This window comes from Larkinella bovis, assembly GCF_042655385.1.
GTDB lineage: Bacteria > Bacteroidota > Bacteroidia > Cytophagales > Spirosomataceae > Larkinella > Larkinella bovis.
Map to the genome: position 1 here is coordinate 102,520 of NZ_JBHSMA010000001.1, position 14,936 is coordinate 117,455.

Below are 14,936 nucleotides of genomic sequence, written 5' to 3' on the forward strand. Positions count from 1 at the left end.
CTCTTCACTCTTAATTCTTAACTCCTAACGCTTCATTTATTTACGTCGGCTTTCGAGAAATTCCTCGATGCGGTCGATTGCCAGATTGAGGTCGTCGAGCGAAGGCAGACAGACGATGCGGAAATGGTCGTCGTGGACGTAATTGAAACCCGTTCCGGCCACCACCAGGACTTTTTGTTCATCCAGCAGGTCAAAGACAAACTCATCGTCGTTGGCCAGCCGGAACTGCGACAGATCGATCTTGGGAAAAATATACAGCGACCCTTTCGGTTTGACACACGACAAGCCGGGGATGGCCGTAATGCGGTCGTGGGCCAGCTGGATCTGTTTGTAAAGCCGTCCGGTCGGCAAAACCAGGTCCTTGATGCTCTGGTAGCCACCCAGTGCCGTCTGAATGGCGTATTGCGTGGGGACATTGGCGCAAAGCCGCATGCTGGCCAGCAGTGTCAGCCCCTCGATATAGGATTTGGCGCGGTGTTTGGCGCCGCTCAGAATCAACCAGCCCCCCCGAAAACCGGCGGCCCGGTAGTTCTTCGATAAACCGCCCATTGTGATGCAAAGCGTGTCTTCCACCAGCGTGGCCATCGGGTAATGAACGGCGCCATCGTACAGGATTTTGTCATAAATCTCGTCCGAAAACAGAATCAGCTGGTGGCGTTCGGCGACCTGGGCGATGCTTTCCAGGACTTTTTTGTCGTAAACCGCCCCGGTCGGGTTGTTGGGGTTGATGACCACGATGGCGCGGGTGCGGGGCGTGATTTTACTTTCCAGGTCGGCCACATCCGGGTTCCAGTCATTGGCCTCGTCGCAGAGGTAATGAACCGGTTTTCCGCCGGAGAGCGCGACGGAAGCCGTCCAGAGCGGATAGTCGGGCGAGGGGACCAGCACTTCATCGCCTTCGTTGATCAGCGCCTGCATCGTAAGCAGAATCAGTTCACTGACCCCGTTTCCGATCAGCACGTCGTTGATGGCAACATCTTTGATGCCCAGGTTCTGCGTGTAATGCATGACGGCTTTCCGGGCCGCAAACAGCCCCCGCGAATCGGAATAGCCCTGCGCATTGCGGATATTCAGAATAATGTCGTGGACGATTTCATCGGGCGCATCGAAGCCGAACGGGGCCGGGTTACCGATGTTCAGGTGCATGATCGAATAACCCTGACTCTCCAGCTCAAGGGCTTTTTCGTAAACCGGCCCGCGAATTTCGTACCGCAAGTCATTGAGCCGGTCAGACTTTAAAAAATTCATAGTGGGTGATTGGAATAAAAGTGGGGCAAAGGTACACGTTTTCAATGGATCCGGCAGGTGCCGGTTTTAGTGGGCCGTTATGGAAAAACAAAAAGCCGCTGGTGGTCAACCAGCGGCTCTAGGGGTAGAAGTATCCGTAGGTCAGACCGTCGCAAACATCGACTTCGCTTTCGCTTCCAGCTGGCTGTCACCCATCAGGAAGAGGTCCACCGCTCGCGCGGCTTCACGCCCTTCCGAAATGGCCCAGACAACCAGCGACTGACCCCGGCGCATATCCCCGGCGGCAAATACCTTCGGGTTGGTAGTCGTTTGATAATTAACGGCTTTCACGTTCCCGCGTTCGTATTCCAGTTCGAGCGCATCGAGCAGCCCTTCCTGTTGCGGGTGCAGAAAACCGGCGGCCAGTAAGGCCAGCTCGCAGGGAATGTCCCGCTCGGAGCCCGGCACTTCGACCATTTTCATTTTGCCGTCCACGGTTTGCCAGTCCAACTCCACAATCCGGAGGGCTTTCAGGTTACCGTTTTCGTCGCCGATGAAGGCTTTCGTGTTGATCGACCAGTGCCGGTCGCAGCCTTCTTCGTGCGACGTCGACGTCCGCAGCATCATCGGCCAGTTCGGCCAGGGCGTGCTTTCGGCGCGTTCGGCCGGTGGCATCGGCATCAGCTCGATCTGGGTGACGGACTTGGCTCCGTGACGGTTGGAAGTTCCCACGCAGTCGGAACCGGTGTCACCACCACCAATCACCACCACGTTTTTGTCCGTAGCGAAAATATCCCCGCTGGCGTATTTCACCCCGCGATGATCGACTTCCACCGGGCGTTCAGCAACGCGTTTGTTTTGCTGGCTCAGGAATTCCATCGCAAAGTGAACGCCTTTCAATTCCCGGCCCGGAATCGGCAGATCGCGCGGAACCGTAGAACCGCCCGTCAGCAGAACTGCATCGAAATCGGCCAGCAGTTCCTTGGCTTTGACGTGTTCACCAACGTTCGTATTGGTTTTGAAGGTAATGCCCTCGGCTTTCATTACGTCGAGCCGACGGTCGATGACCCATTTTTCCAGTTTAAAATCGGGAATCCCGTAACGCAGCAAACCGCCAATCTGGTCGGCCCGCTCGAAAACCGTTACGGTATGGCCGGCTTTGTTCAATTGGGCCGCTGCCGCCAGACCCGCCGGGCCCGACCCGACTACGGCCACGGCTTTGCCGGTCCGTTTGATGGCGTTGTTCGGCTGCACCAGCCCGCGCGAATACGCAGCTTCGATAATCGATTTCTCGATGAATTCGATGGCCACGGGCGGTTTGTTGATGCCCAGGACGCAGGACGACTCGCAGGGAGCGGGGCAGATGCGGCCCGTAAACTCCGGGAAGTTGTTGGTCGATGCCAGAATTTCGTAGGCATACTCCCAGTTCTGCTCGTAGACGGCGTCGTTGAACTCCGGAATGATATTGCCCAGCGGACAGCCGTTATGGCAGAACGGAATCCCGCAATCCATACACCGGGCGGCCTGTTTCTGGGTATCCTCCTCGGCGTACGGTTTTTCGATCTCCTTGTAATCGTGAATCCGCTGCTGAACATCCCGTTTCTTCGGCAGTTCGCGGGTAAATTCTAGAAATCCAGTGGGTTTTCCCATGAAGATTAAAAGCGTATACGGTTTTCAAATATTACTGGTGAACCACATCGACCACGATATCCTGATAGACGACGTTTTTGTCGCGAATCTGGTCGGCGAGTGAAACACCCCGTCCGGCCAGCGCCTTGCGGAAATCGTTTGGCATCACCTTGACGAATTGTTTGATAAGATTGTCCCAATCCTGAATTAATTGCAAGGCGACGTTGCTGGTCGTATACTGGAAGTGTTTTTCCACGTATTCCTTCATGATGGTCACGTCTTCGCTGTCCAGTGCTTCGAGGCTCACCATTTCTTTGTTGACTTTGGAAGCAAAATCGCCTTCCTGATCCCAGACGTAGGCCACCCCGCCCGACATCCCGGCGGCAAAGTTGCGGCCCACCGAGCCCAGGATGATCACCAGACCGCCCGTCATGTATTCCAGGCCGTGGTCACCAACGCCTTCGACCACCACTTTGGCTCCGGAATTCCGGACGCAGAAACGTTCTCCGGCCATACCCCGGATGTAGGCTTCACCGGAGGTTGCCCCGTAGAACGAGACGTTCCCGACGATGCTGTTTTCTTCCGGTTTGAACGGCGCCATCCGGTCGGGATAGACAATCAGCTGGGCTCCGCAGAGTCCTTTGCCGAAGTAGTCGTTGGCGTCGCCTTCCAGTTCCAGTTTGATGCCGTGCGTATTGAAAGCGCCGAAGCTCTGACCGGCTGTACCCCGGAATTTGAAGTGCAGCGTCCCTTCCGGCAGGCCTTTCCCCTCGTAAATTTTCGAAATTTCGTTGGATAAAACCGTACCGACCGCCCGGTTCAGGTTAATGATCGGGAATTCCGCGTAAACCGATTCGCCCGATTCCAGCGCCGGTTTAGCGGCTTTCAGCAGATCCCAGTCCAGAATGTCGGCCATGCCGTGATCCTGTTCTTCCTGCTTGAAGTTGGCAACGTCGAGGCTGTTGGCATCCTTGAACAGTACCGCCGACAGATCGACGTTGTCGTATTTCCAATGCTTGATGTCTTTTCGCATCTCGAGCAGCTGCGACTGCCCAACCATTTCGTTAACCGTCCGGAAGCCCAGTTCCGCCATGATTTCGCGGAGTTCGGTTGCCAGGAAGGTGAACATATTCACGACGTGTTCCGGTTTGCCCGAGAACAGCGCCCGCAGGTCTTTGTTCTGCGTTGCCACACCGACCGGGCAGGTGTTCAAATGACACTTCCGCATCATGATACAACCGACCGTAACGAGGGCAGCCGTCGCGACGCCAAATTCTTCGGCTCCGAGCAGGGCGGCAATCGCCAGGTCGCGACCCGTCCGGATCTGACCGTCGGTTTGTACCGTTACGCGGCCCCGCAGTTTATTCCGAACCAGCGTCTGGTGCGTTTCGGCCAGCCCCAGTTCCCAGGGCAGACCGGCGTGCCGGATCGAACTCAGCGGAGATGCCCCCGTTCCGCCGTCATGACCCGAAATCAGGATATGATCGGCATGGGCTTTGGCTACCCCGGCGGCAATCGTACCTACCCCGGCTTCCGACACCAGCTTGACGCTGATGCGGGCTTCGCGGTTGGCATTTTTCAGGTCGAAGATCAATTGGGCCAAATCTTCGATGGAGTAAATATCGTGGTGGGGCGGGGGCGAAATCAGACCCACACCGGGTGTTGAGTGGCGCGTACGACCGATCCAGTCATCGACTTTGTGGCCGGGCAACTGACCCCCTTCACCGGGCTTGGCACCCTGGGCCATTTTGATCTGCAATTCGCGGGCGTTGGTCAGGTAATGACTCGTTACTCCAAACCGGCCCGAAGCGACCTGTTTGATGCCCGAATTCATGTTGTCGCCGTTGGGCAGGGGCCTGTAGCGCAGCTCGTCTTCACCGCCTTCGCCGGAATTGCTCTTGCCGCCGATGCGGTTCATGGCAATCGCCAGCGTGGTGTGCGCTTCCCACGAAATCGATCCGAACGACATGGCACCCGTGGCAAACCGCTTGAAGATGCTTTCGATGGATTCCACCTCTTCAAGGGGCACCGGACTGCCTTTCCTGAACTTCATCAAGCCACGCAGCGTCAGGGCTTTGCGGGTTTGATCGTCGATCAGATTGGCGTATTTTTTGTAAATCTGGTAATCGTTTTTCCGGGCGGCCTGTTGCAGCAGGTGAATCGTATCGGGTGTGAAAATGTGCGCTTCTCCGCGTTGCTTCCACTGGTACACTCCGCCCACTTCCAGCCGGTTGGTCAGCTTGTTGTTTTCGGGGAAAGCCTGCCGGTGGCGCACCAGAATTTCGCGGCCAATCTGCTCCAGACCCATGCCGCCAATGCGGGAAATCGTACCGGTAAAGTAGCGATCGACCACGTCTTTGTTCAGCCCCAGACACTCGAAAATCATGGCTCCCTGGTACGATTGCAGGGTCGAGATCCCCATTTTCGAGAAAATCTTGAGCAGTTCTTTATTAACCGCCTTGATGTAGTTCTGGTGGAGTTTTTCAACCGGGTAGTCGACCTGCAACATGCCGCGTTCCTTCATGTCGGTAATCGTTTCGAAGGCCATGTACGGATTGATGCCCGACGCGCCGTAACCGATCAGGGTGGCGTAGTGATGCGTTTCCCAGACGTCACCGGCTTCGACCAGAATGCCAATCTGACCCCGTAATCCCTTGCGGATCAAGTGGTGGTGAATGGCCGCCGTAGCCAGCAGCGACGGAATCGGCGCGTGGTCGGAGTCAATGGCCCGATCCGACAGGATAATGATTTCAAAACCGTCTTCGATGGCATCTTCGGCATACCGACAAATCCGTTCCAGCGCGCGCTCCAGCCCAACTCCGCCCTGGTCGGCGCGGAAATAGGTGTTGATCGTTTTCGCCTGGAAGTGATTTTTGTCCACAAACCGCAGCTTGTCAAACTCTTCAATGGTCAAAACCGGCTGGGTTAGCTCGATCAACCGGCAGTGCTGGGGTGTTTCGTCCAGCAGGTTGCCATTGGCGCCGACGAACGAAATCAGCGACATGATCGACCGCTCCCGGATCGAGTCGATCGGCGGGTTGGTCACCTGCGCAAACAGCTGTTTGAAATAATTGGCCAGGTGCTGGCTCTGGTCCGACAAAACCGCCAGCGGGGAGTCGGTCCCCATCGAGCCCAGGGCTTCCAGCCCGGTTTCGGACATCGGCCCCAGAATCATCCGGAGATCTTCCGAGGTATACCCAAAGGCCTGCTGCCGCTGCGTAATGTCCTGTTTCCGCATGTGGCTGAACGTGCGGACCGGTTTCGGCAGGTCGGAAATTTTAATCTTGTACTCGTCGAGCCATTGCTGGTACGGCTGGCGCGAGCAAATGTCGGCTTTCACCTCTTCGTCGCTGATGATCCGGCCCTGCTCCATGTCCACAACAAACATCCGGCCCGGTTGCAGCCGACCTTTTTTAACGACTTTCGCCGGATCGATATCGTTGACCCCCGCTTCCGACGCCATGATAACGACATCATCGTCGGTGACCCAGTAGCGCGAAGGCCGCAGACCGTTGCGGTCGAGGGTAGCCCCCACAATCCGGCCGTCCGTGAACGAGATCGAGGCCGGGCCGTCCCAGGGTTCCATAATGGCCGCGTGGTATTCGTAAAACGCGTGCCGGTCGGGGTCCATGCTCTCGTTGCCGTCCCAGGCTTCCGGGATCAGCATCATCATGACGTGGGGCAGCGAGCGGCCCGACATCACCAGCAGTTCGATGGCGTTGTCAAGGTTGGCCGAGTCCGACTGGTTGAGGTTACAGATCGGGCGCAGCATCGCCAGTTCTTCCTTCGAGAACAGCTTGGATTCCAGCATGGCTTCCGCCGTTTTCATCCAGTTGACGTTGCCTTTCACGGTATTGATTTCCCCGTTATGGGCGATATACCGGAACGGCTGCGCCAGTTGCCAGGACGGGAAGGTGTTGGTCGAAAACCGGGAGTGAACCACACCGACGGCCGAAACCAGTTCTTCACGCTGCAAATCCGGGAAATAATCACGCAGTTGTTTGGTCGTTAGCTGACCCTTATACGTAATGACCCGGCTCGAAAGCGAAGAGTAATAAAAGCTATTGTTCAGGCCGGTTACCGTTTCGTTGATAATCCGGCTGCTGTAGTTACGAATAATGTAAAGTTTACGCTCAAATTCGTCGGCAGTTTGGGTGTCCGGTTTGCGAATAAAAAGCTGTTCCATCTGCGGTTCGACGGAGCGGGACCCGTTGCCGAGGTCCGATGAATCGACCGGGACGACGCGGTAGCCGAGCAGTTCCAGGTTCAGTTTTTTGATGGTGCGGTTCAGAATGTCGCGGCATTCTTTCCGCAGTTTTTCGTCCTTGGGCATATAAATCATGCCCACCCCATACTCACCGGCCGGCGGCAGGGCAAAACCCAGCTTCCGGCATTCATCGACGTACAATTCGTGGGGGATTTGAATCAGGATGCCCGCACCATCACCGGTATTGGTTTCGTACCCAACCGCACCCCGGTGATCCATGCGCGTCAGCATCGTCAGGGCATCTTCCACAATCTGGTGGGATTTACGACCCTTCACGTGCGCGACGAATCCAATTCCACAGGCGTCGTGTTCAAACTCGGACCGGTAAAGGCCCTGTTGCGGTGCGTTAGAAGAAGACATCGGCGTAAACTCTTTCGTGGTTTGAATATTAAAAAAATGGCAAATCAAAAGGTCGGCAGGTGAGTAAAGGAAAACGAGCTAGATACAGCAGACACTACCGTTTTTGCGTTGGAAGTGCAAGTTACATTAAAATATATTTTGTGAAAAGTCCAAAATACGAAATTTCGTTTGCATAGCCAATTTTATGATTTTGGTACAAAATTGTCTTGGTTAGTGAATAGAATTTACTAAAAATGAGATGAAATTGAAGGAATGATAATGGAGGGGTTTCAGGAATTTTAATTTAATAATAGCTACTATAAATATAGTTAAAAAGATAATTAGGCTGGTTTTGCCAGTAACTTCCAAAAAATTGGGTGGAAGTTTAATAAATAAGTGAAAAATGTATAAAATGTAAGTATTTGCCAAAAATAGGTTTGCATTTGAGGTTAAAATGGCTAATATTATACCAAAATGCAGAAAAATTGGTTAAATTTTGAAAGTGTTTTCAGGATTATATTCAATTTGTATAGTCATTAGTTTTTTAGTGCATCCGCCCATCGCTGGCCGGATCAGGTCCTCAGAAAACCACCCTCCCCGGCGCCCTGATCGGGCGGTTTTCAGGGGAGAAATGACACAGAAAGGGCTCTTCCTTGGGGCCGAAAATTCCCTTTCGGCAACCCTCAACTTACCGTTTACTCAATAAGGTACACTTCAGTATCGATTTTTGACGGCTCATGCATTCCACCGGCCCAGGATTCGGACGCAGGCTTTACATTCGCTCCCGTTCCGAACAACCTCGATTATGGTTAAAATTCTGATTACCGGATGGCTGCTCCTGGCATCCACGGGTCACTGCGAGGCCCAAACCGGTTCGCGTTATCCGATGACCTCCAAAAACCGCCAGATTATCGTCGGCGAAGGGGGCGGTTTTACGGGTGGTTCCCGAGCCTATTACCTGCTTGAGAGCGGGTATCTCTATGTCAAATCGGATACCGATTCGCTTTTTACCCCATTGGGGAGAAAATCGGCGGCCACCACCCGGCGGCTTTTCAAGCAACTGGAGAGCACCTGCCGCATTAAAACAACCCATTTTCAGGAGCCGGGTAATCGCTACCGGTTTGTGGCCTGGAAAAAGGGGCCGCAGGAATTCCGGGTTACCTGGGGTGATCGGCAAAAACCGCCACCGGACCGGTTTACCACATTTTATCAATCCTTTATGGCGCAGGTTCCAGCCCCCAAATGATTTTTTGAGCGTCTAAACTAACAACAAATACCACGATGAAATCAATTTTATCTACTGTCTTACTGGCCTGCACGGTCGGGGCGATGGCGCAAACGCCCGAGGGCGGTTTTGGCCGAAAGCTGAAAACCCAGGCCCCAACACCCGGTCTGGCCCAGAAACTGAACGCCGAGGTGGGCCCGGTTTCGGACCGGAACGGGAATTTTCGACTGGCTGCGGGGGCGAATGGGCCTCAGTTTTCGACCCAGCCGCTCCGTCTGAAGGTGGTTCGCGATACCAGCTCCCGGTTGCCGGTTTATATCGAAAACCGTACGCCCGTTCCAGCGACGACAAAAGCCGCCCGGTTGAATGCCCGCGAAGCGGCTTTTTCGTTCATGAACCAGGTGAAAAGTTTATTGAAGCTCGAAAAACCGGAAGAACATTTTGCCATTACGCGTACCGAAACGGATCAACTCGGGCAGACCCACATCCGGATGGCGCAAACGTTTCAGGGCGTTCCGGTGTATGGAAGCGAACTGATCGCCCACCTGACAAACGGAACCGTTACTCTGTTGAATGGGCAGTATACACTCATCAAAAACGTTAACACAACGCCCCGGTTGTCGCTCCAGGCCGCCACCGATCGGGCGTTTCAGGATGTTGGCAAAGAAACCGTCGTCCGGGTGTTCGGGCAGAATTTGCTGGGCTCCCAGCCATCGACCGGTTCGCTCTGTCTTTATCCGGTGGGTGACAAAACCGTGCTGGCCTACGAAATTACGCTCCGGCCCAATTTCATCGAACGCTGGCAGTACGTGATCGATGCCCAGACCGGCGCAGTGCTGAATAAATTCAACCATACCTGCGGAGTGGATGGCCCGGTGAAAGCCACGGGCAAGGATCTGAACGGCGTCACGCAAAACCTGCAAACCTACCAGTCGGGCTCTTCCTACTACCTGATCGATGCCTCACGGTCGATGTTTGATGCCAAAGCGTCGACCATGCCGCAAAAACCGGTGGGAGCCATTGTTACGTATGATGCCCGCAACAAGCAGGAAGCCGACGGGAGCATGAAGCTCTATTACATCACTTCGAAGAACAATACCGACTGGAATGCGACGGGACTTTCGGCCCATGCCAATGCGGCTTTTGCCTACGAATACTTCCTGAAAACCCATAAACGCAATTCGCTGAACGGCAAAGGCGGCTCGATTCTGTCGATTATCAATGTGGTGGAAGATGACGGAAAAGGAATGGACAATGCGTTCTGGAACGGGGATTACATGGGCTATGGAAACGGAAACACCCGGTTTAAACCGCTGGCGGGTGGGCTGGATGCTGCCGGACACGAAATGACGCATGGCGTGATCGAAAATTCGGCCAACCTGGTTTATCAGGATCAATCGGGGGCCATTAACGAGTCGCTGGCCGATGTATTCGGCGTGTTGATCGACCGCGACGATTGGAACGTGGGCGAGGATGTGGTTCTGAAGAGCGCCTATCCGACCGGAGCCATGCGGAGCATGTCGAATCCCAACCAGAACGGGGCCAGTGTGCGCGGGTATCAGCCCAAAACAATGGATCAGTTTGTGACCACGAAAGAAGATAACGGCGGGGTACACATCAATAGCGGGATTCCCAATTACGCCTTTTACCTGTTTGCGACCAAAATCGGGAAAGACAAGGCCGAGCAGGTTTATTACCGCGCCATGACGAATTACCTGACCCGGACCTCCAAATTTCTGGACCTGCGGCTGGCCGTGATCCGGGCCGCCGGTGATCTGTACGGCGCGGATAACGCAGAGGCAAAAGCCGCCCGGGAAGCATTCGATGCCGTTGGCATTGTAGAAACGACCACCAAGCCGGACGAACCGAAAGACCTCCCGGTCAACAATGGCACGGATATGCTGCTGCTTTATAGCGTGGGCGACCAGAAGCTGTATACGGCCCCGATGAGTACGGGTAACCTGACGGCGCGCGTGAAAGCGCAGGTGAAACACAAACCGAGCATCACGGATGATGGCAAAGTGGCTTATTATGTAACCGAAGATGGTCGGATTCGGGCGGTGACGCTGACCGGCGCGGTCGAGGAAGTGGTTATTTCCAATGAAACCATCTGGGATAACGTGGCCATTTCCCGCGACGGTACCAAACTGGCCGCTCTGACGAAAGAAAAAGACAAGTCGATCTGGGTGTACAGCTATGACCTCAAAAAATGGAAGCAGTTTCCGCTCTATAATCCGACGTCGGCCGAGGGCGTCAAGACCGGTGAAGTGGAATACGCGGATTCATTCGAATGGGACCATGATGGCCGGTTTCTGGTCTACGATGCGTATAACAAACTGAAGAATTCGGATGGCGAGGACCTTGACTACTGGGACGTCGGTTTTATGAACGTTTGGGATACCAGTGCGAAAAACTTTGCCGATGGCAGCATTCTGAAGCTGTTCTCCAACCTGGAAGATGGTGAAAGTGTCGGAAATCCCTGTTTTTCCAAGAATTCACCCAATATCATTGCCTTCGACTATTATCATTCCATTGATGAATCCTACCAGATTCTGGCGGGAAATCTGGAAACTGGTAAACTCAGCGCGGTGATCAACAACGTAACGATTGGTTATCCGGATTATTCGCGTCTGGACGACCGGCTGGTTTTCAATACCTTAAGCAAGGATGGGGATGTCGAAATGGTGGCCACAATTGAATTACAGGCCGACAAGATTTCGCCGAAAGGGGAGGTGAAAGGGCTGTATGATAATGCGAAATGGGCCGTGCTGTATGCTCCGGGAACGCGGGCCGAAGTCGGCAAAAAGTCCCAAACCATCACGTTCAACGAGATTCCGGATCGGTACGCCGACGACGGATCGTTCACCCTGGTGGCCACGGCTTCGTCCAATCTGCCGGTCGGCTTTTCGATTGTTTCCGGCCCGGCAACGCTTTCGGGCAACAAACTGACCCCCACCAAGCCGGGGGTGGTGACGGTGCGGGCCACGCAGCCGGGGAACGATCAGTATTTGGCCGCAACGCCGGTGGAACGGAAGTTTAATGTGCTGGCCGTCACCGGAACGGAACCCACCTGGGCCGATGCGCTGAAACTGTATCCGAATCCGGTGACAACGTCGCTCACGGTGGAATTACCGCAGGGCGAATATTTCGAAGCCCTGACGTTGACCACCGTTTCCGGTGTCACGCTGATTCAGCAACCGACCAAAAACCGGTCGAACCGGGTTACCCTGGATACGAGCCAGGTACCTTCCGGTTTTTATGTCCTGAACGTGCAGACGCCGAAAGGAACCGCCCACCGGAAAGTGGTGAAACCGTAAAACCGCCTACCATCTCTGTCCGTGTAACCGCTGCCTGACCTCTTCCGTAGGTTACGGCAGCGGTTTTTGTTTCCTCGGTTAAATATCCGTTGTTTCTCCTTCGATGGCCAGGTAGGTTTCCGGAAAAACCGACCGGGCCTGGACTAGAAACTCGTCGGTTGCTTTGTAGCGCGACGAAAAATGACCGATCAGCAGCCGTTTGGCGGCTACCTGTTTGGCCGTCAGCGCGGCCTGGCGGGCCGTAGAGTGGAAATACCGTTCACTGAGGGCTTCCATATCATCCAGAAACGACGCTTCGTGGTAAAGCAGATCGACGCCGTGAATCTGGTCGAACATCGCTTCGTTGTAGCGGGTGTCGGAGCAGAACGCGTAGGAGCGGGGCGGGGGCGCGGGGAGGGTATATTCCTCCGCCCCGTACACTACCTGCCCGTGTTCATCCACAATATCCTCACCGTCTTTCAAATGCCGGTAATACGACACCGGTAAATCGGCGGGAAGTTTCTCGGCAATCAGTTTCCGTTTGCGGTTTCGTTCCCGGAACAGAAAACCGGTGCAGTCGATCCGGTGCTGGAGCGGAATGGTTTCGACCCGGACCTGCGGATGGTCGAGAATCTGCGTAGGCTCGTGCGGATTGGTTTCCTGAAAATGAATCGGATAATTCAGCTTGGTGTCCGAATACCGGAACTGAACGGTAATGATTTCCCACAATCCGCGCGGGCCAAACAGCCACAGATCGTCGGTCCGACCGGCGAGGTTCAGGCTCGACAGGAAGGGCACCAGGCCGAAATAATGGTCGCCGTGGAGGTGGCTGATAAAAATATACCTGAGCCGACCGGGCCGGAAATGGTGCTCAATCAGCCGGTATTGCGTGCCCTCTCCGCAATCGATCAGAAAATAATCGCCCTCGATGGTCAGGAGTTGGGCGGTCGTATGGCGGTTGAGCACGGGCGTTGCCGAACCGCTGCCAAGGATCGTCAGGTTGAATGTCATATTTTTTGTAAACTTGCCGCGAATCCGTACAGTTTCCAAATCTCACGTAATTCTTTCATGGATACCGCGCTGACCCGCGAACTGGCCAAAATGATCGACCATTCGCTGTTGCATCCGACGCTCACCGACGACGAACTGCGGGCGGGTTGCGAACTGGCCCGGGCGTACGACGTTGCGTCCGTCTGCATCAAACCGTATGCCGTACCGCTGGCCGTCGAACAACTGGCCGGAAGTGATGTGCTGGTGGGAACGGTCATCGGTTTTCCCCACGGGAACAGCCAGATGGCCATCAAAGTGGCCGAAACCGAACAGGCTTGCCAGGACGGGGCGGTGGAGATCGACATGGTGGTCAACATCGGAAAAGTGCTGGGCAACGACTGGGTCTATGTCACGGATGAAATCCGGGCGGTGAAAGAGGTGTGTGCCCGGCACGGGGCGGTGTTGAAGGTGATCTTTGAGAATGATTTCCTGCCCGATGACGCCTTCAAAATCCGCTTGTGCGAAATCTGCACGGAAGTGGGAGCGGAGTTTATCAAAACCTCGACGGGCTACGGTTTTGTCAAAGGGGATGATGGCCGCTATGCGTACGAGGGTGCCACGGAACACGACCTGAAGCTGATGCTCGCCCATGTCGGACCGGGGGTAAAAGTGAAAGCTGCCGGTGGGGTTCGAACACTCGACGGGTTGCTGAAAGTCAGGGAATTGGGCGTCGCCCGGCTGGGGGCCAGTGCCACGGCGGCCATTCTGGAAGAAGCCTACCGCCGTTTCGGGGGCGGAAAAACCGGGTCATCCGAAATTGAAATTAACGAATCGAAAGGGTATTAATGTAACGGTTTACGGTATTCGGTTTACGGGGTGACGCCCACTTACTAACGGATGCGTCAGCCACCGAAAAGCGAATACGTGTAAACCATAAACTGTAAAACTAATTCAATGCTGCATCTTGGTTTTGTAAGTGCCATTCTGGCGGAATATGATCTGGAACACGTGCTGGAATTTGCGTCGGAGCAACGGTTTAAGTGCGTCGAAGTGATGTGCTGGCCAGCCGATAATGCCGATGCCCGGCGGTATGCGGGCGTTTCGCATATCGATGTGGATAATTTCGATGCGAAACACATTCAGCTTCTGACGCAGAAATACGGCGTTTACCTCTCGGGACTCGGTTATTATCCCAATCCGCTCGATCCCGATCCGGTGAAGGCGGAGTTTTACCGCGAACACATCAAGAAAGTCATCCGGGCGGCTGCCAACCTGGAGGTGCCGGTGGTAAATACGTTCATTGGGCGGAATCCGGGGCTGACCATCACCGAGAACCTGAAACTTTTCGCCGAACACTGGCCTGCCATTATCAAGGTGGCGGAGGAAAATAACGTGAAAATCGGCATCGAAAACTGCCCCATGTGGTTCACCGACGACGAGTGGCCCGGTGGCAAAAACCTGGCCACGACGCCCGCCATCTGGGACCGGATGTTTGAAATCATTCCGTCGCCGATTCTGGGCCTGAATTACGACCCTTCGCACCTGATTTTCCAGATGATGAACGAGGTCCGGCCGATTTATGATTACAAAGACCGGCTGCACCATATTCACCTCAAGGACGTAAAAGTATACCGCGACAAACTCGATCGTGTGGGCATTATGGCTAATCCGCTCGAATACCACTCCCCGAAACTACCCGGTTTGGGCGATGTGCGCTGGCGGGAATTCTTCGCGGCCCTGACCGACGTTCGCTACCGGGGCCCGGTTTGCATCGAGGTGGAAGACAAAGCCTACGAAGGCAGCCCCGAAGATGTGCAAACCGCCATCCTGACTTCCCGGAATTATTTGAGCCAATTTTTAGTGCTTTAACTAGTGGTTGTTACACAGAGTTAATCAGAGGACACCAGAGGGTATCAGGGGTTTCTCTGATTCCCTCTGATCCTCTCTGATAAACTCTGTGTAT

Annotated in this window: 8 protein-coding genes; 4 read left to right on the top strand and 4 right to left on the bottom strand. The window is 54.6% G+C overall.

Translation table 11 applies throughout. The features are described 5' to 3' along the window. Positions 1-36: 36 nt before the first annotated feature. From ACFPMF_RS00380 to gltB, 3 genes are all read right to left on the bottom strand, one after another. Positions 37-1,248, bottom strand: a complete 1,212-nt coding sequence (locus ACFPMF_RS00380; protein WP_379840431.1) for a pyridoxal phosphate-dependent aminotransferase — start codon at positions 1,246-1,248, stop codon at positions 37-39. A 141-nt stretch (positions 1,249-1,389) separates the two neighbouring features. Beyond that, positions 1,390-2,877: a glutamate synthase subunit beta gene (locus ACFPMF_RS00385; protein ID WP_379840432.1), complete on the bottom strand. Its 1,488-nt coding sequence runs from the start codon at positions 2,875-2,877 to the stop codon at positions 1,390-1,392. Between the two features lie 31 nt (positions 2,878-2,908). Continuing rightward, positions 2,909-7,483: a glutamate synthase large subunit gene (gene gltB / locus ACFPMF_RS00390; RefSeq protein WP_379840433.1), complete on the bottom strand. Its 4,575-nt coding sequence runs from the start codon at positions 7,481-7,483 to the stop codon at positions 2,909-2,911. A gap of 784 nt (positions 7,484-8,267) precedes the next feature. Between gltB and ACFPMF_RS00395 the strand changes: the two genes are divergently transcribed. After that, positions 8,268-8,708: an FAD-binding oxidoreductase gene (locus ACFPMF_RS00395; protein WP_379840434.1), complete on the top strand. Its 441-nt coding sequence runs from the start codon at positions 8,268-8,270 to the stop codon at positions 8,706-8,708. A 35-nt stretch (positions 8,709-8,743) separates the two neighbouring features. Beyond that, the gene (locus ACFPMF_RS00400) at positions 8,744-12,004 is read left to right on the top strand and encodes a M4 family metallopeptidase (RefSeq protein ID WP_379840435.1); all 3,261 of its coding nucleotides are present in this window, start codon (positions 8,744-8,746) and stop codon (positions 12,002-12,004) included. Positions 12,005-12,082: 78 nt separating this feature from the next. Here ACFPMF_RS00400 and ACFPMF_RS00405 read toward each other — a convergent pair whose 3' ends face one another. Then, entirely contained in the window at positions 12,083-12,994 is a 912-nt protein-coding gene (locus ACFPMF_RS00405) for a ribonuclease Z (RefSeq protein WP_379840436.1), read from the bottom strand. 57 nt (positions 12,995-13,051) lie between these two features. Here ACFPMF_RS00405 and deoC point away from each other — a divergent pair, with 57 nt between their 5' ends. Together deoC and ACFPMF_RS00415 are read left to right on the top strand one after the other, a co-directional pair. Next, positions 13,052-13,819: a deoxyribose-phosphate aldolase gene (gene deoC, locus ACFPMF_RS00410; RefSeq protein WP_379840437.1), complete on the top strand. Its 768-nt coding sequence runs from the start codon at positions 13,052-13,054 to the stop codon at positions 13,817-13,819. 108 nt (positions 13,820-13,927) lie between these two features. Next, positions 13,928-14,842 (top strand): sugar phosphate isomerase/epimerase family protein, encoded by a 915-nt coding sequence (locus tag ACFPMF_RS00415; RefSeq protein WP_379840438.1) that lies wholly within the window; start codon positions 13,928-13,930, stop codon positions 14,840-14,842. Positions 14,843-14,936 lie beyond the last annotated feature (94 nt).